Annotated in this window: 24 protein-coding genes; 13 read left to right on the forward strand and 11 right to left on the reverse strand. The window is 62.0% G+C overall.

What is annotated here, in order from left to right; all coding sequences use genetic code 11:
- Positions 1–58: 58 nt before the first annotated feature.
- Positions 59–1,378, reverse strand: coding sequence for a tRNA 5-hydroxyuridine modification protein YegQ (yegQ, locus tag HX801_RS04165; protein WP_008435935.1), 1,320 nt, complete (start codon positions 1,376–1,378; stop codon positions 59–61).
- Positions 1,379–1,527: 149 nt separating this feature from the next.
- On the opposite strand from yegQ, the gene HX801_RS04170 reads away from it, so the two are divergent.
- Positions 1,528–2,589 (forward strand): AI-2E family transporter, encoded by a 1,062-nt coding sequence (locus HX801_RS04170; RefSeq protein ID WP_003211223.1) that lies wholly within the window; start codon positions 1,528–1,530, stop codon positions 2,587–2,589.
- Here HX801_RS04170 and HX801_RS04175 read toward each other — a convergent pair.
- From HX801_RS04175 to HX801_RS04185, 3 genes are all read right to left on the reverse strand, one after another.
- Complete coding sequence (locus HX801_RS04175) at positions 2,586–2,765, reverse strand: hypothetical protein (RefSeq protein WP_003211225.1); 180 nt, start codon at positions 2,763–2,765, stop codon at positions 2,586–2,588. The genes HX801_RS04170 and HX801_RS04175 overlap by 4 nt on opposite strands.
- A 103-nt stretch (positions 2,766–2,868) precedes the next feature.
- Positions 2,869–3,063 (reverse strand): hypothetical protein, encoded by a 195-nt coding sequence (locus tag HX801_RS04180; RefSeq protein ID WP_003211226.1) that lies wholly within the window; start codon positions 3,061–3,063, stop codon positions 2,869–2,871.
- 232 nt (positions 3,064–3,295) lie between these two features.
- Entirely contained in the window at positions 3,296–3,649 is a 354-nt protein-coding gene (locus HX801_RS04185) for a hypothetical protein (protein ID WP_008435927.1), read from the reverse strand.
- Between the two features lie 241 nt (positions 3,650–3,890).
- On the opposite strand from HX801_RS04185, the gene HX801_RS04190 reads away from it, so the two are divergent.
- Entirely contained in the window at positions 3,891–4,709 is an 819-nt protein-coding gene (locus HX801_RS04190; protein WP_003211230.1) for a shikimate 5-dehydrogenase, read from the forward strand.
- 201 nt (positions 4,710–4,910) lie between these two features.
- Here HX801_RS04190 and HX801_RS04195 read toward each other — a convergent pair whose 3' ends face one another.
- Positions 4,911–5,558 carry a YceH family protein gene (locus tag HX801_RS04195; protein ID WP_003211232.1) on the reverse strand — a complete coding sequence of 216 codons (648 nt, stop codon included), beginning with the start codon at positions 5,556–5,558 and terminating at the stop codon, positions 4,911–4,913.
- A 126-nt stretch (positions 5,559–5,684) separates the two neighbouring features.
- Between HX801_RS04195 and HX801_RS04200 the strand changes: the two genes are divergently transcribed.
- Positions 5,685–6,194, forward strand: coding sequence for a DUF1993 family protein (locus HX801_RS04200; protein WP_003211233.1), 510 nt, complete (start codon positions 5,685–5,687; stop codon positions 6,192–6,194).
- 70 nt (positions 6,195–6,264) lie between these two features.
- Here the strand turns inward: HX801_RS04200 and sstT are convergent, their stop codons facing one another.
- On the reverse strand, positions 6,265–7,485 hold the full coding sequence (gene sstT / locus HX801_RS04205; protein WP_003211235.1) for a serine/threonine transporter SstT: 1,221 nt from the start codon (positions 7,483–7,485) through the stop codon (positions 6,265–6,267).
- Positions 7,486–7,699: 214 nt separating this feature from the next.
- Here sstT and HX801_RS04210 point away from each other — a divergent pair, with 214 nt between their 5' ends.
- Positions 7,700–8,854, forward strand: a complete 1,155-nt coding sequence (locus tag HX801_RS04210) for an MFS transporter (protein WP_102604855.1) — start codon at positions 7,700–7,702, stop codon at positions 8,852–8,854.
- Between the two features lie 4 nt (positions 8,855–8,858).
- On the opposite strand, the gene nhaR is transcribed toward HX801_RS04210, so the two are convergent.
- The gene (nhaR, locus tag HX801_RS04215) at positions 8,859–9,761 is read right to left on the reverse strand and encodes a transcriptional activator NhaR (RefSeq protein ID WP_003211241.1); all 903 of its coding nucleotides are present in this window, start codon (positions 9,759–9,761) and stop codon (positions 8,859–8,861) included.
- Between the two features lie 134 nt (positions 9,762–9,895).
- Here nhaR and HX801_RS04220 point away from each other — a divergent pair, with 134 nt between their 5' ends.
- The 4 genes from HX801_RS04220 (at position 9,896) to mnmH (ending at position 13,156) form a co-directional block, all read left to right on the forward strand.
- Positions 9,896–10,159, forward strand: a complete 264-nt coding sequence (locus tag HX801_RS04220) for a hypothetical protein (protein ID WP_177021650.1) — start codon at positions 9,896–9,898, stop codon at positions 10,157–10,159.
- A 28-nt stretch (positions 10,160–10,187) separates the two neighbouring features.
- Complete coding sequence (locus tag HX801_RS04225) at positions 10,188–10,934, forward strand: TerC family protein (RefSeq protein ID WP_177021651.1); 747 nt, start codon at positions 10,188–10,190, stop codon at positions 10,932–10,934.
- Between the two features lie 84 nt (positions 10,935–11,018).
- Positions 11,019–12,053 carry a selenide, water dikinase SelD gene (selD, locus tag HX801_RS04230; RefSeq protein ID WP_003211248.1) on the forward strand — a complete coding sequence of 345 codons (1,035 nt, stop codon included), beginning with the start codon at positions 11,019–11,021 and terminating at the stop codon, positions 12,051–12,053.
- Positions 12,053–13,156: a tRNA 2-selenouridine(34) synthase MnmH gene (mnmH, locus tag HX801_RS04235; protein WP_177021652.1), complete on the forward strand. Its 1,104-nt coding sequence runs from the start codon at positions 12,053–12,055 to the stop codon at positions 13,154–13,156. Before selD ends, mnmH begins: the two co-directional genes overlap by 1 nt.
- Before the next feature lie 129 nt (positions 13,157–13,285).
- Here mnmH and HX801_RS04240 read toward each other — a convergent pair whose 3' ends face one another.
- On the reverse strand, positions 13,286–14,341 hold the full coding sequence (locus tag HX801_RS04240) for a permease (RefSeq protein WP_003211251.1): 1,056 nt from the start codon (positions 14,339–14,341) through the stop codon (positions 13,286–13,288).
- A gap of 192 nt (positions 14,342–14,533) precedes the next feature.
- On the reverse strand, positions 14,534–15,235 hold the full coding sequence (locus HX801_RS04245; protein WP_102604857.1) for a histidine phosphatase family protein: 702 nt from the start codon (positions 15,233–15,235) through the stop codon (positions 14,534–14,536).
- Between the two features lie 217 nt (positions 15,236–15,452).
- Here HX801_RS04245 and HX801_RS04250 point away from each other — a divergent pair, with 217 nt between their 5' ends.
- From HX801_RS04250 to hemB, 3 genes are all read left to right on the forward strand, one after another.
- Positions 15,453–16,151: a glutathione S-transferase N-terminal domain-containing protein gene (locus HX801_RS04250; RefSeq protein WP_008435902.1), complete on the forward strand. Its 699-nt coding sequence runs from the start codon at positions 15,453–15,455 to the stop codon at positions 16,149–16,151.
- Positions 16,152–16,159: 8 nt separating this feature from the next.
- A complete protein-coding gene (locus tag HX801_RS04255; RefSeq protein ID WP_177021653.1) occupies positions 16,160–17,002 on the forward strand; it encodes a PhzF family phenazine biosynthesis protein in 843 nt (280 codons plus the stop codon).
- A 123-nt stretch (positions 17,003–17,125) separates the two neighbouring features.
- On the forward strand, positions 17,126–18,100 hold the full coding sequence (gene hemB, locus HX801_RS04260) for a porphobilinogen synthase (RefSeq protein ID WP_003211635.1): 975 nt from the start codon (positions 17,126–17,128) through the stop codon (positions 18,098–18,100).
- Positions 18,101–18,224: 124 nt separating this feature from the next.
- Here hemB and HX801_RS04265 read toward each other — a convergent pair whose 3' ends face one another.
- On the reverse strand, positions 18,225–18,839 hold the full coding sequence (locus tag HX801_RS04265; RefSeq protein WP_003211632.1) for a LysE family translocator: 615 nt from the start codon (positions 18,837–18,839) through the stop codon (positions 18,225–18,227).
- A 146-nt stretch (positions 18,840–18,985) separates the two neighbouring features.
- Here HX801_RS04265 and HX801_RS04270 point away from each other — a divergent pair, with 146 nt between their 5' ends.
- A complete protein-coding gene (locus HX801_RS04270; protein ID WP_177021654.1) occupies positions 18,986–20,071 on the forward strand; it encodes a DUF1615 domain-containing protein in 1,086 nt (361 codons plus the stop codon).
- 93 nt (positions 20,072–20,164) lie between these two features.
- Positions 20,165–20,584, forward strand: coding sequence for a PaaI family thioesterase (locus HX801_RS04275; RefSeq protein ID WP_003211628.1), 420 nt, complete (start codon positions 20,165–20,167; stop codon positions 20,582–20,584).
- A 60-nt stretch (positions 20,585–20,644) separates the two neighbouring features.
- On the opposite strand, the gene HX801_RS04280 is transcribed toward HX801_RS04275, so the two are convergent.
- Positions 20,645–21,826, reverse strand: coding sequence for an acetyl-CoA C-acetyltransferase (locus HX801_RS04280; protein ID WP_003211627.1), 1,182 nt, complete (start codon positions 21,824–21,826; stop codon positions 20,645–20,647).
- Between the last annotated feature and the right edge of the window lie 5 nt (positions 21,827–21,831).

Genomic DNA, 21,831 nt, shown 5'->3' on the forward strand with positions numbered 1-21,831 from the left:
GGAGCAAGCTCCCTCACCACAGCAAGCTGTCTCACACTCATTGAGGTGTCTGGCGAAGTTAAACGTCGCGCATCAAAAGGCCGAAACGCAGGTCCATCTCCGCCGGGATCGGCAAATACACCGTATGCCCGTCACCCGGCGCCACCGCGATGGCCTCGCCCTTGGCGTTGTGCAATGAGCCCAGGTCAAAGTGGAAATTCCCCGCCGGGGTCATCAGTTCCAGGTGATTGCCCACGGCAAAACGGTTCTTGACCTTGACCTCGGCCAGTTCGCCGCGCCGTTCACCGGTCAGTTCGCCGACGAACTGCTGGCGTTCGGACACCGAGCTGCCGTTCTGATAGTTCTGATACTCATCGTGCACGTGCCGGCGCAGGAAACCCTCGGTGTAGCCGCGCTGGGCCAGGGATTCGAGGTTGGTCATCAAGCCCCGGTCAAAGTCGCGCCCGGCCACCGCGTCATCAATCGCCTGGCGATATACCTGGGTGGTTCGGGCGCAGTAAAAGTGGGATTTGGTGCGGCCTTCGATCTTCAACGAGTGCACGCCCATGCGCGTCAGCCGCTCGACGTGCTGCACCGCCCGCAGGTCCTTGGCGTTCATGATGTAGGTGCCGTGTTCATCTTCGAAGGCGGGCATCTGTTCGTCGGGGCGATTGGCCTCCTGCAGCAGGAACACCTGGTCGGTGGGCGCACCGAGGCCCAGGGTCGGCTCGGGCGCATAGTGCTGCACGATGTCGCCGGCGGCGTTTTCCACCGCAGGCGTCGCCTGGTATTTCCAGCGGCAGGCGTTGGTGCAGGTGCCCTGGTTGGCATCCCGCTTGTTCATGTAGCCCGACAGCAGGCAGCGTCCGGAATAGGCCATGCACAGCGCGCCGTGCACAAATACTTCCAGCTCCATGGCGGGGACTTGCTGGCGAATCTCGTCGATTTCCTCCAGTGACAACTCCCGGGACAGGATGATCCGGCAGATGCCCTGCGCCTGCCAGAATTCGACGCTGGCCCAGTTCACCGTATTGGCCTGCACCGACAGGTGGATCGGCATGTGCGGGAAGTGCCGGCGCACCAGCATGATCAGGCCCGGGTCGGACATGATCAGCGCATCCGGTCCCATGGCGATCACCGGGGCAAGGTCCTTGAGGAAGGTTTTCAGCTTGGCGTTGTGAGGCGCTATGTTGACCACCACATAGAACCGCTTGCCCTGGGCCTGGGCTTCCTGGATGCCGAGGGCGAGGTTGGCGTGGTCGAACTCGTTATTGCGCACCCGCAGGCTGTAGCGCGGTTGCCCGGCGTAGACGGCATCGGCACCGTAGGCAAAGGCATAACGCATGTTTTTCAGGGTGCCGGCGGGGGCGAGCAGTTCGGGGGCGATAACGGGAGGCATGGGTTCGGGTCGCAAAAGGGCGGCAGGGTAGCCGGGCCGGGTGCGCAGTTTATTGATCCAGGTCTAATAAGTAGGGCACTCGCGGGATTTGCAGTGGACTAAACATCAAGGCGCACATGAGCGCCTGGTGTTTTAGACATGGACCGGACATGAACCAAACCAATCTGCAATTCAAAACCCTGCTGTTACTGCTCGCCCTGGTGACCATCGCGTTTATCTGGATTTTGCTGCCGTTCTACGGCGCGGTGTTCTGGGCGGTGATCCTGGGGATCATCTTTGCGCCGATGCAACGGCGCTTCCAGCAACGTTTTGGCTGGAACCGCAATCTCACATCCCTGGCAACCCTGACGGTGTGCCTGATAATCGCGATTCTGCCGGTGATCATCACCAGTGCCTTGCTGGTGCAGGAGGGCGCGACGCTTTACAAGAACGTCGAGAGCGGCAAGCTCGACGTTGCCGGGTATATCGAGCAGTTCAAGAACTTCCTGCCACCGTATTTCCAGCATCTGCTGGACCGCTTCGGCATGGGCAACCTGGAAGGCCTGCGGGAGAAGATCGTCAAGAGTGCGATGCAGGGCAGCCAGTTTTTTGCGACCCAGGCGTTCAGCTTCGGCCAGGGCACGTTTGATTTCCTGGTGAGTTTTTTCATCATGCTGTACTTGCTGTACTTCCTGCTGCGCGATGGCCCCGAGCTGGTGCGCAAGGTGCGCACCGCGGTGCCGCTGGCCGAACCGCAGAAGCGTCGCCTGCAATTGAAGTTCAACCGGGTGGTGCGTGCCACGGTGAAAGGCAACGTGCTGGTAGCGGTCACGCAAGGCGCGTTGGGTGGCTTGATCTTCTGGTTCCTGGACATTCCCAGCGCGTTGCTCTGGGCGGTGTTGATGGCGTTTCTGTCGCTGCTGCCGGCGGTGGGCGCGGGGATCGTGTGGGGGCCGGTGGCGGCGTACTTCCTGCTGAGCGGGTCGATCTGGCAGGGCGTGGTGCTCGGGTTGTTCGGGGTATTTGTGATCGGGCTGGTGGACAATGTGCTAAGGCCCATCCTGGTGGGCAAGGACACCCGCATGCCGGATTACCTGATCCTTATCTCAACCTTGGGCGGCCTGTCGATCTTTGGCTTGAACGGCTTTGTCATTGGGCCACTGATTGCTGCGTTGTTCATGTCCAGCTGGGCGCTGTTTGTGGAAACCAAACCGCGGGTGCAACTGCCTTAGGCATGAAAGCAATGCGCCATTTTGACCGACAGGGCCTGGGCGGCCGGTAGTGAAGTGAGTGGGCCGCTGATGGCTTCGCCATCGCGTACCAGGTACCAGCAGGCGAGTAGACCCAGCTCCCGGAGAGAGGCGGGAACGGCACTGCCGATGACAGACATGATTTGAATAGTGGGCATGATGACCTCCGATACGCTATGGAGGTGACATTACGGTGCGTGGGCCTTCAGGGAAAATCAACCTGCTCGATAGTCGACATCACTGTTATCGAGCGACCCTCAGTCAGTCGACCACCTGGTCGAGCATATGCACCACTTCCTGTTCACTGAGCAGGCCCTTGCGCACCAGGTTTTCCGTCAGCAAGGACAGGAACTTGGCGTTGCGATGGCCTTCCAGGGCCTTGAGCTCCGTCAGTACGCTATAGACCTTGCTCGAGGTGCAGAGGCCGGCGGTGCGATGTGGGTTTTGCGTGGGCATGGGCAATCGTCCTTGTTGTTATTGGTCGGACAGTGTTGATAGTGGAAGCCTTTTGAGACACAAACATGACAGCGCAGGCCCCGTTCGGGCAAGCGCCTATTGAGATCAATGATGTGGGATTTGGCCACAGCCATTGTCCTTATAACGACCTTGGCGAGATTTATTCAGACCTGCAGGCCAAAAAAAGGCCCCGCTTTTAGGGCGGAGCCTGTTCAGGTGTGTCAGTTGAGGCTTACCAGCCGCGACCGTAATAGCCGTGTGGAGGGCCGTAGTAGCCGCGCGGTGGGCCGTAGTAGACCGGCGCCGGGCGATAATAAACCTGTTGTTGCACATACACAGGCGGTGGCGGTGCGTAGTAGACCGGCGGCGGAGCGGCATACACCGGCTGCGGCTGGACATACACCGGTTGTTGCACGTAGACCGGCCGCGATTGACTGGCGACGATCGAGCCGCCTACCACTGCACCAACAACGGCTCCCAGTGCGAGCGGAGCACCCCAACCACCACCGTGGGCGGAGGCCTGTCCTGCCATAGCGAGTGCGCCGATCAGCAAGGCGATCTTGGGGAGTTTACGAATCATGGTCATTCCTCGGTTAGCCCCTGCGCTCATGGTCTGCAATCAATCGACTCAAGGATTGTCGCGGGGATACTTTTAAGACAGCGTATTTCTAAAAAACAGCACAGCCGATAGGTAAAGGTTGTGTAAGGTCTGTATCGGTTGGCTTACACAAGTGGCCGGGCACAGTGCGTATGATCCATGACAACCCGCCGGCGCGGGTATTCCGTCTATCCGAAACCGCCTCTGGAATGGCTTCAAGGAGTTACCGATGCAGATGAACCCCAACAAGGACACCCAACTGTGCATGTCACTGTCGGCGCGCCCCGGGAACTTTGGCCTGCGCTTTCATAACCACCTGTACGAGCAGTTGGGGTTGAATTTCTACTACAAGGCCTTCAGTAGCCAGGACCTGCCTGGCGCCGTCGGTGGCATTCGGGCCTTGGGCATTCGGGGTTGTGGCGTGTCGATGCCGTTCAAGGAAGCCTGTATTGCCCTGGTGGATGAGCTGGACGATTCGGCGCGGGCCATTGCGTCAATCAATACCATCGTCAACACCGACGGGCATTTGAAGGCCTACAACACCGATTACATTGCCATCGAGCAACTGCTGCACAAGCACCAGGTGCCCAAGGACTCGACCTTCGCCCTGCGCGGCAGCGGCGGCATGGCCAAGGCGGTGGCCAGTGCCTTGCGCGATGGCGGCTACGCCAAGGGCGTGATCGTGGCGCGCAATGAAGAAGCGGGCCGGGCGCTGGCCCAGAGCCTGGGGTATGAGTGGCAGGCGCAGTTGGGTGCCTTGCGCCCGCAGATGCTGGTCAACGTGACGCCGATTGGCATGACCGGAGGGGCGGAAGCGGATCAGTTGGCGTTTGAAGCTGACGCGGTTGATGCGGCCGAGACGGTCTTCGATGTGGTGGCGATTCCCTCGGAAACCCCACTGATCCTGCGTGGACGGGCCCAGGGCAAACGAGTGATCACCGGTTTGGAAGTGATCGCCATCCAGGCGTTGGAGCAGTTTGTGCTGTACACCGGCGTGCGGCCGACGGATGAACAGTTTCAGGCGGCGGTGGCATTTGCCCGGAGCTGAGCATCACCGCTGGCGGTGTGGAGAGTGAGCTTGCTATGGCGAGGGAGCTTGCTGTGGAGGGTGAGCTTTTGTGGCGAGGGAGCTTGCTCCCGCTGGGTTGCGCAGCAGCCCCAAGAAAATGGGAGCGCTACGCACTCCAGCGGGAGCAAGCTCCCTCGCCACAAAAGCTCCATCACCACAGAAGCCCACTCACCACAAACATTACTCGAGCCGCGAAAGGCGCTCTTCCAGCGCCGCAATCCGCGCTTCCAGCTCTTCGATACGCTCCAGGGAAACCCCACTTCCCGCACCACGCTCCACCGGATTCCCACGCGCCGCCAGGATCGCTTCAATGTCCGCCGGGTCGCCCAGGGCGTGCATGTACCGATCTTCCCGCTGCCCCGACTGACGCGGCACCAACAACGCCAGCCCACGGGCAATCAGGCGTTCCAGTTGATGCACCACCTGCTCGGCGTCTTCAAAGTCATGCATGCGCCCGCTGCGGGTCAGCAGTTCGTTGACCGTCTGCGGCCCCCGCAGGAACAGCAACCCGCTGAGAATCACCTGGGCCGGCACCAGCTCCAGCGCCTTGTCCACCCGATGCTCCCAGCGGTCGGCGCGGCTGCCCATCACCAGCCGGGTAAACCCGCGGCCTTCCAGGGCCCGCAGGCTCTGGCCAACCTGGCCCTGGCTGAGGTTCATCACCGGTTCGCGGCTGGTTTTCTGGTTACAGGCGATCACCAGCGCGTTGAGGGTCAACGGGTAGGTTTCGGGGCTGGTGGCCTGTTTTTCGATCAGGCAGCCAAGGATGCGGATCTCCGTGCTGTTCAGGCGCGGCTCTTCGGAAGTGGTGTCGTGCTCGGTGGTCATCGCGCTTTCCCTATTGCAGTGAGCTCACTAGCCTAATCCTGAAAAAATAAAAGACAAGCGGCGCCGGTGGCCGGCATGTCTATAATCGCGGCTGTTTCAAACCCTGCCACAACTGTCGAGACTGTCATGACTATTTCCCTGTACGCCGCTTCCCTCCCGGTCTTCAAGCAAATGCTCAACGCCCTGAGCGATGTGCTGAACAAGGCCGAGGCCCACGCCACCGCCAAGAACATCGACCCGAACGCCTTCCTGCAGGCACGCCTGTACCCGGACATGTTCCCGCTGGTGCGCCAGGTGCAGATCGCCGTCGACTTCGCCAAAGGCGTTTCTGCCCGCCTGGCTGAAATCGAAGTTCCGAAATACGACGATACAGAAGTTACCTTCGCCGACCTGCAAGCGCTGATCGCCAAGGTCCTGGCGTTTATCGACACCATCACCCCGGCCCAGGTCGACGGTAAAGAAGGCATCGAGATCATCACTCGCCCTGGCACCCCGAAAGAGAAGCGCTTCAGCGGCCAGTCGTACCTGCTGAGCTACGGCCTGCCGCAGTTCTTCTTCCACGTCACCACCGCTTACGCCTTGCTGCGTCACAACGGCGTGGAAGTGGGCAAGCGCGACTACATGGGCGCGTTCTAAGCCTTGTAATAAAAAAGCCCGGGGCGGTTCATTCACGAACTGCCCCGGGCTTTTTTTGTGCGCGCAAGGTCTACGCGGCTTGTTCTTCCTTGCCCAGGCATGCGGCAGCGGTGAACAACACATCGGTGGACGAGTTCAGTGCGGTCTCCGCCGAGTCCTGCAACACGCCGATGATGAAGCCCACGGCCACCACCTGCATGGCGATTTCGCTGGGAATGCCGAACAGGCTGCACGCCAGCGGGATCAACAGCAGCGAGCCCCCGGCAACCCCCGACGCGCCGCAGGCACACACCGCCGCGACCACGCTGAGCAGCACGGCGGTGGGGATGTCCACGGCAATGCCCAGGGTGTGCACGGCGGCCAGGGTCAGCACGGTGATGGTGATGGCAGCGCCGGCCATATTGATGGTGGCGCCCAGCGGGATCGACACCGAGTAGGTGTCTTCATGCAGGCCCAGGCGCTTGCTCAACGCCAGGTTGACCGGAATGTTGGCCGCCGAACTGCGGGTGAAAAACGCGGTGATCCCGCTTTCCCGCAGGCACATCAGCACCAGCGGGTAAGGGTTGCGGCGCAGCTTCCAGAACACGATGGCCGGGTTGATCACCAGCGCGACGAACAGCATGCAGCCGATCAACACCAACAGCAGGTGTGCGTAGCCCAGCAGGGCGCCGAAGCCGGACGTGGCGAGGGTCGAGGCCACCAGGCCGAAAATCCCCAGGGGCGCGAAGCGGATCACCATGCGCACGATCAGCGTGACGCCGTTGGACAGGTCCCCCAGCACGGTGCGGGTGGTGTCGCTGGCATGGCGAATGGCGATGCCCATGCCGATGGCCCACGCCAGGATACCGATGAAATTGGCGTTCATCAGCGCGCTGACCGGGTTGTCCACCACGCTCAGCAACAGGCTTTGCAACACATCACCGATACCGCCGGGAGGGCTGACGGCCACATCGTGGGTGGCCAGCACCAGCGAGGAGGGGAACAGCGTGCTGGCGATCACCGCGACCACGGCGGCAGCGAACGTGCCCAGCAGGTACAGGAACAGGATCGGGCGGATATGGGTTTCCTGGCCGTGCTTGTGGCTGGCAATCGAGGCCATCACCAGCACAAATACCAGGATGGGCGCGACGGCCTTGAGCGCCGAGACAAAGACCTTGCCAATAAACCCGGTGGCTTGTGCGACGTCGGGCAACAGCAGGGCCAACAGGATACCGGCGATCAGGCCGATGACAATTTGGGTGACCAGGCTGATAGACATCAGGCGTTGAAAGAGGGAAGGGGCAGCAGTCATAAAAAGGTTGTCTCTGGTTTTTTTAATAGATGCAGCTAGGCAGCATGAATCTGGCAGGGGCGAAGTCTAACATCTGTAGGAAACGTCTAATCCGGGTGCGGCGTTCCGTCACCACGATGGGACACATTCTGTTAACATTGCCCATCCTCTTATTTCTTCTCTATCAGCGGGCCCTCCGGGCTGTCGTTGATGTCGCTGTTTTCTGGAGTTTTTGATGTTGTTTCCGATCCTGCTGTTGTCGGCAGCCGGTTTTACCGTGCTGACCACAGAGTTCATCATCGTCGGCCTGTTGCCTTCCATCGCCCGCGACCTCGACGTGAGCGTGTCCCAGGCCGGGTTGCTGGTGACGTTGTTCGCCTTCACCGTGGCGGCGTTTGGCCCGTTCCTCACCGCATATTTCGCCCGGTTCGAGCGCAAGCGGCTGTTTATCACGATCCTGATCATGTTCGGCCTGGCCAACACTCTGGCGGCGATGGCCTCGAATATCTGGGTCATGTCCCTGGCCCGGTTGATCCCGGCGCTGGGGCTGCCGGTGTTCTGGGCCCTGGCCAGCGAGACCGCGGTGGACATTGTCGGGCCGGACTTCGCCGGCCGCGCGATTGAAAAAATCGGCTTCGGCATCGTGTGTGCCACGGTCTTCGGGATCCCGGTGGGCACGCTGATTTCCGATATGTTCGGCTGGCGCACCGCCTTTGGCATTCTTGCGGTGGTGGCGTTCGCCAAGGCCCTGCTGCTGTTTATCTACCTGCCGAAGACCCGGGCAAAGAACGACCAGGTCAGCCTGCGCTCGCAGTTCAAGATCTTGCGCAGCCCGCTGATGCAGGGCCATATCCTGCTGTCGATCCTGGTGTTCAGCGGGATGTTCACCGCCTACACCTACCTGGCAGACATTCTCGAACGCCTGGCGGGTTTTGACGGCACGGTAGTGGGCTGGTGCCTCATGGGCTTTGGCGCGGTCGGCCTGATCGGCAACTCTTTGGGCGGGCGCATGGTCGACCGTCATCCGCTGATTGCGTCGATGGTGTTCTGCGGTTTCATGATCGCCGGCATGGTGGCGCTGGTGCCCGCCATCCATTCCACGATCGGGTTGGCGGCGGCGATGGCGGTATGGGGCGTGACCCAGGCGGCATTGTTTCTGGTCAGCCATGTGCGACTGATGAAGGCCGCACCCCATGCGCCGGCGTTTGCCGCCTCGTTGAACATTGCCGGGGCCAACCTGGGGATTGGCCTAGGGGCGCTGGTGGGCGGGCATGTGATCGACACCCTGGGCCTGGGCAGCCTCGGGTTTGCCGCGGCGGGCTTTATCCTGTTGTCGATCCTGCTGGCGCTGTGGCTGATGACCGCCAAGACCCGCGCCGTCTGCGCCTGAGCCTTCAGGGCAGGGAAGTGAACAGCTCCCGTCTGGCACCTTCGGTAATCGCCACGATGCCGGGGTGCTTGACCTTGCGCTCCACCGAGATTGCATAAAACGATTCGGTCACCGCATCCGTCTGGCCGATCAGCGCCACGCCATACTGGCGTTCCACCTCGTCGGCAATCACGCTCGGCGCGATAAAAATCCCGCTGCCGGATTGGCCAAAGGCCTGCATCAACGCACTGTCGTCAAATTCCCCGACAATCCGTGGCTGGATCTGCTGCTCGGCAAACCAGCGCAGCAAACGGCTGCGCACTACCGTCTCCGCCCCCGGAATCAACAGCGGCGCACCCTGCAGGCATTGTGGGAAATCGCCGCGATGCTGGTCAGCCAATGCCTGGGTTGCGAAGAAACTGATGCCGCATTCCCCCAGCTTCTGGCTGTAGCCCTTGATGTCCAGGTGCGGCGGCATCGGGCTGTCGGAGATCACCAGGTCCAGGCGCTGGATCGCCAGGTCCGCCAGCAAACGTTCGAGTTTGTCTTCACGGCAGGTGATGCGGATCGGCTCGCTCAACTCCATGGTTGGCGCAATCAGCCGATAGACGATGGACTTGGGCACCACATCCGCGACGCCAACCCGGAACAGGATCTGCTGCTCATTGGGCTGGGTGCGCAACATCGCTTCAAGCTCATTGCCCAGCTGGAACATCTGCTCGGCATAGGGCAGCGCCTGGCGCCCGGCTTCGGTCAGCTCCAGCTGGCGCCCGACCTTCTGGAACAATGCCACGCCAAAGGTCTGTTCCAGCAGGCTGATCTGCCCGCTGATGGTCTGCGGCGTGAGGTTCAGTTGCTCGCAGGCGCGCACGATGCTGCCGGTCTTGGCGACGACCCAGAAGTAGTGCAGTTGTCGGTAATTGAGCATGGCGGCCAATACTTCGTTAAAACCGAAGTATAAACGAAAAAAATACGAATTTTCCTGAAGTGTTCCCCTGCATAGAATGCGTCGCTATCGAGGGGCCACTACTTGGACCCGACGGTTCTAACGAGGAACGCATCATGAAACTCAATCCCCTGGGCGCAACGGCGTTACTTGGGCTTTCATTAGTCATGCTCAGTGGCTGTGACCAAGCGGAAAAAAGCGCGCAACAACTGCTGGGCAAGGCCACCGAGTCGGCCAAGCAAGTGATTGACGACACCCACCAGGCCGCCGAGCAGGCGTTGAGTGACGCGACCAAGGGCTTGATCGCACCGCCGCAAGGCAAGCCGGACAAGCCGGAACAGGAAGACAGCAAGCCTGAGTCCACCTCCCAAGAAACCTGATACCCGCACACAACACCAGGAATGACCTATGGAATACCTTTTACAACTGGCCGCCAGCCCGACCGCGTGGATCGCACTGGCCACCCTGATCGTCATGGAGATCGTGCTGGGGATCGATAACCTGATCTTTATCTCGATTCTCACCAACAAGTTGCCGGTGAAGCACCGGGCCAAGGCCCGCCGCATCGGCATCAGCATGGCATTGATCCTGCGTCTGGGCCTGTTGAGCACCATCGCCTTTATCGTGCAGCTGACCGAGCCGGTCATCGACATCCTGGGGCAGTCGTTCTCCTGGAAAGACATGATCCTGATCGCCGGTGGCCTGTTCCTGGTGTGGAAGGCCACCACCGAGATCCATCACAGCATGGACCCCGAGAAGGAGCATGTGGACACCGGCGCGCCGAGCGTGACCCTGGGCTTCGCCTCGGCGATTGGCCAGATCCTGCTGCTGGACATGGTGTTTTCCATCGACAGCATCATCACCGCCGTGGGCATGACCGAGCACTTGCCGATCATGATCATTGCCGTGGTGGTCTCGGTGATCGTGATGCTGGTGGCGGCCGAGCCGCTGGCCAAGTTCATCAACGACAACCCGACCATCGTGATGTTGGCCCTGGGCTTCCTCATCATGATCGGTATGACGCTGATCGCCGAAGGTTTCGGCGCCCATGTGCCAAAAGGCTATGTGTATGCGGCCATGGCGTTCTCGGCGGCTATCGAATGCCTGAACATGATGCGACGCAACCGGCATAAACGGCTTGCTGGCAAACACTAAGGGCTGAACATAAAGGCCGACTGCATGCAGTCGGCCTTTTGCTGTCTGCTAGAATCCGCCCACTTGACGCCTTGAGGGATACCCATGAACGAGCCGATTCGCCTGACCCAATACAGCCACGGTGCTGGTTGCGGTTGCAAGATCTCACCTCAGGTACTGGAAGTGATCCTCGCCGGCAGTGGCGCACAGAACCTCGACCCCAAGCTCTGGGTAGGCAACGCTTCGCGCGATGACGCGGCGGTGTACGCCATCGACGAGGAGCGCGGCGTGGTGTCCACCACCGACTTTTTCATGCCGATCGTCGATGATCCCTTCGACTTCGGCCGCATTGCCGCCACCAACGCCATCAGCGATATCTATGCGATGGGCGGCGATCCGTTGATGGCCATCGCGATTCTCGGCTGGCCGGTCAACGTGCTGGCTCCGGAGATTGCCCGGGAAGTGATTCGCGGCGGCCGTTCCGTGTGTGACGCTGCCGGGATTCCCCTGGCCGGCGGCCACTCCATCGACGCCCCCGAGCCGATCTTCGGCCTGGCCGTCACCGGGCTGGTGGAAAAGCGCCACATGAAGCGCAACGACACCGCCACCGCCGGTTGCCAACTGTACCTGACCAAACCCCTGGGCATCGGCATCCTCACCACGGCCGAGAAGAAGGGCAAGCTGCGCGAGGCCGACGTGGGCCTGGCCCGTGACTGGATGTGCACCCTCAACAAACCCGGCAGCCGTTTTGGCAAGCTGGCCGGTGTCACGGCCATGACCGACGTCACCGGTTTCGGCCTGTTGGGCCACCTGGTGGAAATGGCTGACGGCAGCCAATTAACTGCCCGCATCGAATACGAAAAAGTCCCACGCCTGCCCGGGGTTGAGTACTATCTGGAACAGGGCTGCGTCCCCGGCGGCACCTTGCGCAATTTCGACAGCTACGCCAGCAAGCTGGGGCGCCTGAACGAACTGCACAAGCGCGTGCTGTGCGACCCGCAAACCAGCGGCGGGCTGCTGGTGGCGGTCACCCCCGAAGGCAATGCCGAATTCCTCGCCGTGGCGGCGGAGCTGGGCCTGAACCTTGAGCCGATCGGCGAACTGGTTGAGCGACAGACCAACGCGGTAGAGGTGTTCTGATGCCCATCGACATCACCGATTACCGCGATATCTTTCTCAACGACCGGCCGATGATGGATACCCGCGCGCCGATCGAGTTCATCAAGGGCGCGTTTCCCGGGGTGGTCAACCTGCCGTTGATGACCGACGACGAGCGCGAACGGGTGGGCACCTGTTACAAGCAGCAAGGCCAGCAGGCGGCCATTGTTCTCGGGCACGAACTGGTGTCCGGGGCGATCAAGGCCGAACGTATCGAACACTGGGCGCGTTTTGCCCAGGCCAATCCGGATGGTCTGCTGTACTGCTTTCGCGGCGGGATGCGTTCGCAGATTGCCCAGCAATGGTTGAAAACCGAGGCGGATATCGACTATCCGCGAGTGGGCGGTGGCTACAAGGCCATGCGGACTTTCCTGCTCGACACGGTTGAAAGCGCCACCGCGCAATGCGACTTCGTACTGTTGGGTGGCATGACCGGTACCGGCAAGACCGAAGTGCTCGGCCAGTTGAACAACGCCCTGGACCTGGAAGGCCACGCCAACCATCGCGGTTCCAGCTTCGGCAAACGCGCCACGGCGCAACCTTCCAACATCGACTTCGAAAACCGCCTGGCGGTGGACCTGCTGAAAAAGCGCGCCGCCGGTATCGAGCAGTTTGTGGTCGAGGATGAGAGCCGCATGATCGGCAGCTGCGCGCTGCCGTTGCCCCTGCACAAAGGCATGCAGGGCTTCCCGATGGTCTGGCTGGAAGACAGCGTTGAAGGCCGGGTGGAGCGCATCCTGAAGGATTATGTGGTGGACCTCTGCGCCGAGTTTGTCGCGGTGTTTGGCGACACTGGCCAGGAACTGTTTGCCGAGCGCCTGACCCAGAGCCTGGGCAATATCCACAAGCGCCTGGGCGGCGAGCGGTTTGCGCGGTTGCACGCGATCATGCAGGAAGCATTGGCAGAACAAGCCAGCAGCGGCGCGGTGGATTTGCACCGCGGCTGGATTGAAGGGCTGCTGCGTGAGTACTACGACCCGATGTATGCGTTCCAGCGGGAAAGCAAAGGCGCACGCATCGAGTTTGCGGGAGAGCAAGCGGCGGTGGTGGAGTATTTCCGGGACAGGCTCGCTCGGCGTACGTGATTGATTGAGTTTGCCGGCCCCTTCGCGAGCAAGCCCGCTCCCACATTCGACCGCGTTTATCCAGTAGGAATGCGGTCAAAAGGTGGGAGCGGGCTTGCCCGCGAAGAGGCCCTCGAATTCACTCGATCACTACAGGATAAACGCCCCGATCAGTCCACACACCACCCCCATCAGCATGGTCAAGCCGGCCACAGTCACCAGCACCCGCGCATCGAAATCCTTGCGCAGCATCAGCAGCGACGGCAGGCTCACGCTCGGCAGTGTCATCAGCAAGGCCACGGCCGGGCCGGTGCCCATGCCGAGGGTCATCATGGTCTGCACGATGGGGATTTCGGCGGCGGTCGGGATCACGAACAACGTGCCGACAATCGCCAGAGGCACCAGCCACACCAGGCTGTTGGCCATGGCGCCGTCAACGTGGGGAAACAGCCAGACCCGCGCCGCGCCAAGGATCAGCACCGCCAGGATGTACACCGGAATCGTGCTCCAGAACAGCTGCCACAGGGTGCGCAGCCAGCGGGTCAGGAACGGTTCGGTTTCGGCATGGCTGGCCTGGGCCACGGCGTCGAGCGCGGCTTCCGGTACCTGCTCCGGCCGCGCGATGCGTTGCGCCACCAGCGAAACACCCACCACCAGCACGATCCCGGCCACCAACCGCAGCGCGGTAAAGCCCCAGCCCAGCACAAAGCCCATGAACACCAGTGTCGCCGGGTTCAGCACCGGGTTGGCAATCCAGAACGCCAGCGCCGCGCCGACCGAGACTTTCTGCCGACGCATACCGGCCGCCACCGGAGCGGCGCAGCAACTGCACATCATCCCCGGCAGGGCGAACAGCCCGCCACGCAGGGTAGATCCCAGCCCGGCACGGCCAAACAGGCGCAGCAGCCAGTCCCGTGGGATCAGCACCTGCAGCAATGAGCCGAGAATGACCGCCAGCACCGCAGCCTTCCAGATCGCCAGGAAATACACCTGGGCATAGGCCAGCGCCGCGGCCAGTGGCGCGCTTTGCTGGTCGTTGAGAATCGAGGCGCCGATACTGTGGTTGTCTGCCGCGATAAACGCCTTGGCGTAGTAGGGCGACCATTTCACGTAGTAGAGGCCGACGCAGGCCACCAGCAGGAACAGCGCTGGTTTCCACCAGAAGGACCAGCCCCGGGCAGGCTGGGTGGAGGAGAGGTTGGACATGTAGATGATCCGCAGGTGAGTCAATAGCGCAACATCATACGCTGTACAAGGCCGCCTCCGAAGCACTGTGGCGAGGGAGCTTGCTGTGGCGAGGGAGCTTGCTCCCGCTGGAGTGCGAAGCGCTCCCAGAATTTTGGGCCGCTTCGCAGCCCAGCGGGAGCAAGCTCCCTCGCCACGGGTCTTCAGGGGCGGTCAGATATCGGCGCTGACTTGCGTTGCGTCCGGGCAAGTCTGCTGGCCATTGTCCAGGCCTTGCTTGTAGTTGCGGCTGAGCAGCGAGGCCTTGCCGTTGTGCCAGGTCAGGGTCAACACATACAAGCTATCGAAATCGCTGCCGGACCAATCGTCGGTAATCACATGTTTTTCACCGACGGCCTCGCTTGCCACCTTGTTGATCAAGTCCGGCAGATACCCATGGGACCAGGCAGTGTAGATGACGGCGTTGTGGTATTTGTCTTCCACCAGTTCGTCAGCGAGGGCGCTGGTGTCATTGGCCGAGAACTTGATGTTGACCGGCAACCCGAGCTTGATCGCGCTGGGGCTGATGGTCATCAACGGGCGGATGTAGCTGTAGGAGTTGTCTTTCTCGCCTTCCTCGACATTGCGGGTCGGGTTGGGTGCGAACACGTAGTTGGCGTTGCCGAATTTTTCCGGCAGCACGGTGGCCAGGTTCATCGCACGGTTAAGCCCCTGGCAGTTGAGTTGGCCGAGGCCCCCGGCAGGTTTCTCCCCATGGCGCAGGAACACCAGGGTTTGCACGCCGTCGACCGGCTGGGCGCGGCTGACCCGCGATTCCAGGCTAAGGCCGACCGCGGCGCTCACCAGCAATACCGGCAGCAGGATGTAGGAGTAGCGTTTGAAGCGTTTCGCAAGGCACAGAGGCTTGATGGTCATGATGGTTCTAAGTCTCGGTGCAGGGATTCAGGGCAAGCAAGCCCAGCCATCGGGCGCTCTTTAAGAGTTCCCCAAGGCAGTTTGGTTCGTTTCGCGGGGGAGATGGGGCGGCATCCTTGCCGTGTGCAGGAGATTAACCCGCCGATGTTGCTGAATTAAGACGGATGCACGATAGGCACCGAACCACTACTCTCCTACTTTTATCAGGAGTTCCATGATGAACTCACTTTCAGACTTCCCCATCACCGCCAAATGGCCGGCCCGGCATCCCGAGCGTCTGCAGCTGTATTCGTTGCCCACGCCCAACGGGGTCAAGGTGTCGATCATGCTCGAGGAAATCGGCCTGCCCTACGAGGCGCACAAGGTCAGTTTCGAGACCCAGGACCAGCTTTCCAGCGAGTTCCTGTCGCTGAACCCCAACAACAAGATTCCGGCGATCATCGACCCCAATGGCCCGAGCGGCCAGGCGCTGGGGCTGTTCGAGTCGGGCGCGATCCTGATCTACCTCGCCGAGAAGAGCGGTGAATTGCTTCCCGAAGACCCGGCGATGCGTTACGAGACGATCCAGTGGCTGATGTTCCAGATGGCCGGTATCGGACCGATGTTCGGCCAGGTGGGGTTCTTCAACAAATTCGCCGGCGCGGCCTATGAAGACAAGCGCCCGCGCGATCGCTACGTCGCCGAGTCGCGCCGCTTGCTGGAGGTGCTGGAAAAGCGCCTGTTGGGCCGCACCTGGATCATGGGTGACGAGTACAGCATCGCCGATATCGCCACCTTCCCGTGGGTTCGCAACCTGATCGGCTTCTATGAGTCTGGCGACCTGGTGGGTATTACCGACTTCCCGAACGTACTGCGGGCCCTGGACGGGTTTGTCGCCCGGCCGGCGGTGATCCGTGGCTTGAACATCCCAGCATAAGGACCGGCATGGCTTCTTTCGACTTCAAACAACTGGACGTTTTCAGCAGTGTGGCCGTCAAGGGCAACCCGTTGGCCGTGGTGCTGGGCGCCGACAGCCTGAGCGACCAGCAGATGGCGGATTTCGCCAACTGGACCAACCTCAGCGAAACCACCTTCCTGCTCAAGCCCCGTGATCCACGAGCGGACTACCGCGTAAGGATCTTCACGACCCTCAAGGAGTTGCCGTTTGCCGGCCATCCGACCCTGGGCAGTTGCCATGCCTGGTTGCTGGCCGGTGGCCAACCCGCTGGGGAGGAGATCATCCAGGAGTGTGAGATCGGCCTGGTGCGCATCCGCCGCCAGGGCGATGAACTGGCGTTTATCGCGCCACCGTTGCTGCGTTCCGGCCCGCTGGAAGCTGAATTGGTCGAGCGCGTGCGTCGGGCCCTGGACCTTGAGCCCGGTGCGATTTTGCGCAGCCAGTGGGTGGATAACGGCGCGGGCTGGCTGGCGGTGATGCTGGCGGATCGCGAGCAGGTACTGGCACTGCGGCCTGACTATTCGCAGTTGCAGGGCTTGGCCGTGGGCGTGATCGCCCCGTGGAACCCCGAGCGGGATGGCGATGAGGCGCAGTTTGAGGTGCGGGCCTTTATTGCCGGCGACGGCGCTCCGGAAGATCCGGCCACCGGCAGCCTGAACGCCGGTGTCGCCCAGTGGTTGCTGGGCGAGGGTTTGGCGCCCAGCCGCTATGTGGTCAGCCAGGGCACCGCCATGGGCCGCGCCGGGCGAATCCGCATTGAACACAGCGGCGAGGAAATCTGGGTCGGCGGCGCGGTTGCCGTTTGCATTGAAGGCCGTCTACAGCTCTAGATCAATGCAATTGTTACCAAGCCTGCAATAAACTGTTCCGCACTTGGCGTTTGTGCTCTGCGGTGCACGAGGCATAAGCTTTCGCCCCAAAGATTTTTGGCCTGCCTTTTTTCAGGAGCATTAATGTCCAGCCAGTTCCCCGAAGCCCGTCCACGCCGCCTGCGCCGCTCCCCGGAGTTGCGTGGCCTGTTCCAGGAAAGCGAATTCACCCTCAATGACCTGGTGCTGCCGATCTTCGTTGAAGAAGAAATCGACGACTTCGTGCCGATCACCAGCATGCCCGGGGTGCAGCGCATTCCCGAGTCGAAGCTGGCCGGCGAGATCGAACGCTATGCGAAAGCCGGGATCAAGTCGGTGATGACCTTCGGCGTGTCCCACCACCTGGACGCCTCAGGCAGTGACACCTGGCAAGAGCGTGGCCTGGTGTCGCGCATGTCCTCGATCATCAAGGATGCGGTGCCGGAAATGATCGTGATGTCCGACACATGCTTCTGCGAGTACACCGACCACGGCCATTGCGGCGTGATGCACGGCGCCGAAGTCGACAACGACCGCACCCTGGTCAACCTTGGCAAGCAAGCTGTGGCTGCCGCTCGTGCCGGTGCCGATGTGATCGCCCCGTCCGCCGCGATGGACGGGCAGGTCCAGGCCATTCGCCGGGCCCTGGATGAAGCAGGCTTCAGCCATATCCCGATCATGGCCTATTCCACCAAGTTCGCCTCGGCCCTCTACGGCCCGTTCCGCGAAGCCGGCGGCAGCGCGCTGAAGGGCGATCGCAAGAGCTACCAGATGAACCCGATGAACCGCCGCGAAGCGGTGCGCGAATCGTTGCTGGATGAGCAGGAAGGTGCGGACGCGCTGATGGTCAAGCCGGCCGGCGCGTACCTGGACATCATCCGCGACATCCGCGAAGCCTCGCGTTTGCCGGTGGCGGCGTATCAGGTCAGCGGCGAGTACGCGATGATCAAGTTCGGCGCCCAGGCGGGCGCGATCGACGAAGCCCGCGTAGTGCGGGAAACCCTGGGCTCGATCAAGCGCGCCGGTGCGGACTTGATCTTCACCTACTTCGCGATGGACCTGGCCCTTGCCGGGATCTAAGTAACCTGTGGCGAGGGAGCTTGCTCCCGCTGGGGCGCGCAGCGGCCCTGAAAATGGGCCTGCTGCGCAGTCCAGCGGGAGCAAGCTCCCTCGCCACAGAAGGCTGTTCGCGGCTGCTTGAAACTTAGCGCTGGGCAAACGCCAGGTTCAGCCCCAACCCCGCAAACGCCGCTGCAAAACTGCGGCGCAGCCAGTTCTGTACACGTGGCGATTCGATCACCGCGCGGCGGAACACATTGGCCAGCAGGCCATAAATCACAAACACCGCAAACGTCATCGCCATGAATACACTGCTCAGCAACAGCATTTGCAGGGCCGGTGCGCCCGCGCCCGGGGTGACGAATTGCGGCAGGAACGCCAGGAAGAAAATCGTCAGCTTGGGGTTCAGAATATTCAGCAACAGGCCTCGCACCATCAGGCTGTGGGCGCTGGAAATCGTCGGTGTATCGTTCATGGCAAAGGCCGTTCGGTCCCGCCAGGTAGCGTAGGCGAGGTACAGCAAGTAGGCGGCCCCGGCATACTTGAGGGCTTCGAACGCCAGGGCGCTGGTATGCAGCAGGGCGGACAGCCCAAGCACGGAGGCCAACAAGTGCGGAACGATCCCGGCGGTGCAGCCCAGCGCGGCGAACACACTGGCGCGCTTGCCGGCGGTCAGTCCGGTGGACACGGTGAAGATCACGCCGGTGCCGGGAATGAGCACGACGATCAGGCAGGTGATCAGGAAGTTCAGGCTAAGCATGGCACTCAAACTCCTTGTAGGAACGATGGGAGCCTGATCCTTTCACGTTGCGGTTTTTTTGGCGAGTGCGGCAGGTCGGCGAACCCCGGTTAGACTTACCGGTCGATATCTGCCAAGACTGGCCCATTGTCGCCCAAGGAAGCCCCATGCGTTCATCTCGCCTCATCCTGTGCCTTACCACCTTATTGGTACTGGCCGGCTGCTCCAGCCAGCGCACCCAGCAATTGCCCGAGCGCAGCGAAGCCGAGGTAAAGGCGCAGATCGTGCGGCTGATGCCGGCCAGCGTGCCGGATCGTGGCGGCTGGGCCCAGGACATCTACACCGCCTTCAACACGCAGAAAATCTACCCCGGTACGGAGAACATCTGCGCGGTATTGGCCGTGACCGAGCAGGAGTCCACCTATCAGGTCGACCCGCCGGTCCCGAACATGGGCAAGATCGCCCAGGACGAGATCCTGCGGCGCGCCGCTAAAGTCCATGTGCCGGCGGTATTGGTGCGCACGGCACTGCAACTGCGCTCGCCCACCGGCAAGTCCTACGCCGAGCGCTTGAACGCTGCGCGCACCGAGCGGGATTTGAGTGGAATCTTTGACGACTTCATCAGTGTCGTGCCCTTGGGCAATACGCTGTTTGGCGGCTTCAACCCGGTGCATACCGCAGGCCCGATGCAGGTCAGCATCGACTTCGCACAGAAGCAGGCCCGGGATTATCCCTACACCGTGGATGGCAGCATCCGCCGGGAAGTGTTTACCCGCCGAGGCGGCATGTACTTTGGCATCCTCCATCTGCTGGGCTACCCGGTGAATTACGACCAGATGCTGTACCGCTTCGCCGATTTCAACGCCGGTTGGTACGCCAGCCGCAACGCCGCATTCCAGGCAGCGGTCAGCCGGGTCTCGGGTAGCACGCTGGCGCTGGACGGCGACTTGATCAACTACGGCTCGTTCCTGCCAGGCACCACCGAGCTGGCAGTGCGCTCACTGGGCAAGGCGCTGGACATGCGCAACCCGAGCATCCGCAGCCAGCTGGAGCAGGGCGAGCGCCTGGATTTTGAAGACACTACCCTGTACCAGCGGGTGTTCGCCCTGGCCGACAAGGCCGCCGGCAAACCGGTGCCGCGGGCGATCCTGCCGGGCATCGTGCTGAAAAGCCCGAAGATCACCCGCAACCTCACCACGGCCTGGTTTGCCAAGCGCGTGGATGAGCGTTATCAGCGTTGCATGAAGCGTTAGGCTTATCACCGGGGATTTACCGGGCTGATGTTGATGGTCCGGATGGCTGCGGTGGGATACACCTCCAGCCTTGTCCCCAAGGAAGAACCTGACATGACTGCCCATGCCATCCCCGAAGGCTTTACTCCGCTGCGTCGCAGCAGCCCACTCCTGGACCTGCTTGGCCCGGTGTATAGCCGAGGTGAAGGCTTGCAGCTGGAAATCGGCCTGCGCGCCGACAACCGCCACGCCAACGGACGCGGCACCGTGCACGGTGGCGTGCTGGCCACCCTGGCGGATGTGGGCATGGGCTACGCCATGGCGTTTTCCAGCGAGCCGCCGCTGCCGTTGATCACGGCGAGCATGACCCTGGACTATCTCGGCGCGGTGCAGGTAGGGGAGTGGGTCGAGGTGCGTCTGGAGCATCACAAGCGCGGGCGGCAGATGGCGTTTGCCACGGTCAGCGTGCAGGTCGGGGAGAAGGTGGTGGTGCGGGCAAATGCGGTGTTTGCGGTGCCCCAGGCGCGGGACTGACCGATAAAGAAAAGGCCCGGTTTTCGTGGAACCGGGCCTTTTCCATGTTGCTCTTTGAAATCAGCTGCGTTCAAGGGCCAGGGCTACACCTTGCCCGCCACCGATGCACAGGGTGGCCAGGCCTTTCTTGGCGTCACGCTTGATCATTTCATGCAGCAGGGTCACCAGCACACGGCAGCCTGACGCGCCAATCGGGTGGCCGATGGCAATCGCGCCGCCGTTGACGTTGACCTTGGCCGCGTCCCATTCCAGCTCTTTGCCCACCGCCAGTGACTGCGCGGCAAAGGCTTCGTTGGCTTCGATCAGGTCCAGGTCGCCCAGGCTCCAGCCGGCCTTGTCCAGGCAGCGGCGGGTGGCCGATACCGGGCCAATGCCCATGATCGCGGGATCGACGCCGGCGTTGGCGTAGCTGGCGATGCGGGCCAGCACTGGCAAGCCGAGCGCCTTGGCTTTGTCCGCGCTCATCAGCAGCACGGCGGCCGCGCCGTCGTTGAGGCTGGATGCGTTGCCGGCGGTGACGGTGCCGTCTTTCTTGAAGGCCGGCTTGAGCTTGGCCAGGGATTCGGCGGTGGTGCCGGCGCGTGGCTGTTCGTCCACGGCGAAGGCCACCGGGTCGCCCTTGCGCTGGGGAATCAGGATCGGCGTGATCTCATCGCTGAAACGCCCGGCTTCAATGGCCGCCGTGGCTTTTTGCTGGGAGGCGGCGGCGAAGGCGTCCTGGGCTTCACGGCTGATGCCGTACTTGTCCACCAGGTTCTCGGCGGTGATGCCCATGTGGTAGTCGTTGAACGCATCCCACAGACCGTCGGTGATCATGCTGTCGATCATCTTCGCATGGCCCATGCGCAGGCCGGTGCGGGCGGCCGGCAATACGTACGGGGCCAGGCTCATGTTCTCCATGCCGCCGGCGATGATTACCTCGGCATCGCCGCAACGGATCGCTTGTGCGCCCAGGTGCAGGGCCTTGAGCCCCGAGCCGCAGACCTTGTTCAGGGTCAGCGCCGGCACGGCGTGGGGCAGGCCGGCGAGGATCGAGGCCTGGCGGGCCGGGTTCTGGCCGCTGCCGGCGGTGAGCACCTGGCCAAGGATCACTTCATCCACGAGTGCCGGGTCGATGCCGGTCTGCTCCAGCAGGCGACGAATCACCGCAGCCCCCAGCTCCGGGGCCGGGATGCTTGCCAGCGAACCTTGGAAGCTGCCCACGGCGGTGCGGGTGGCAGCAACAATCACGACGTCTTGCATGGAAT

This window comes from Pseudomonas sp. G1002 (genome assembly GCF_013385455.1).
Lineage (GTDB): Bacteria > Pseudomonadota > Gammaproteobacteria > Pseudomonadales > Pseudomonadaceae > Aquipseudomonas.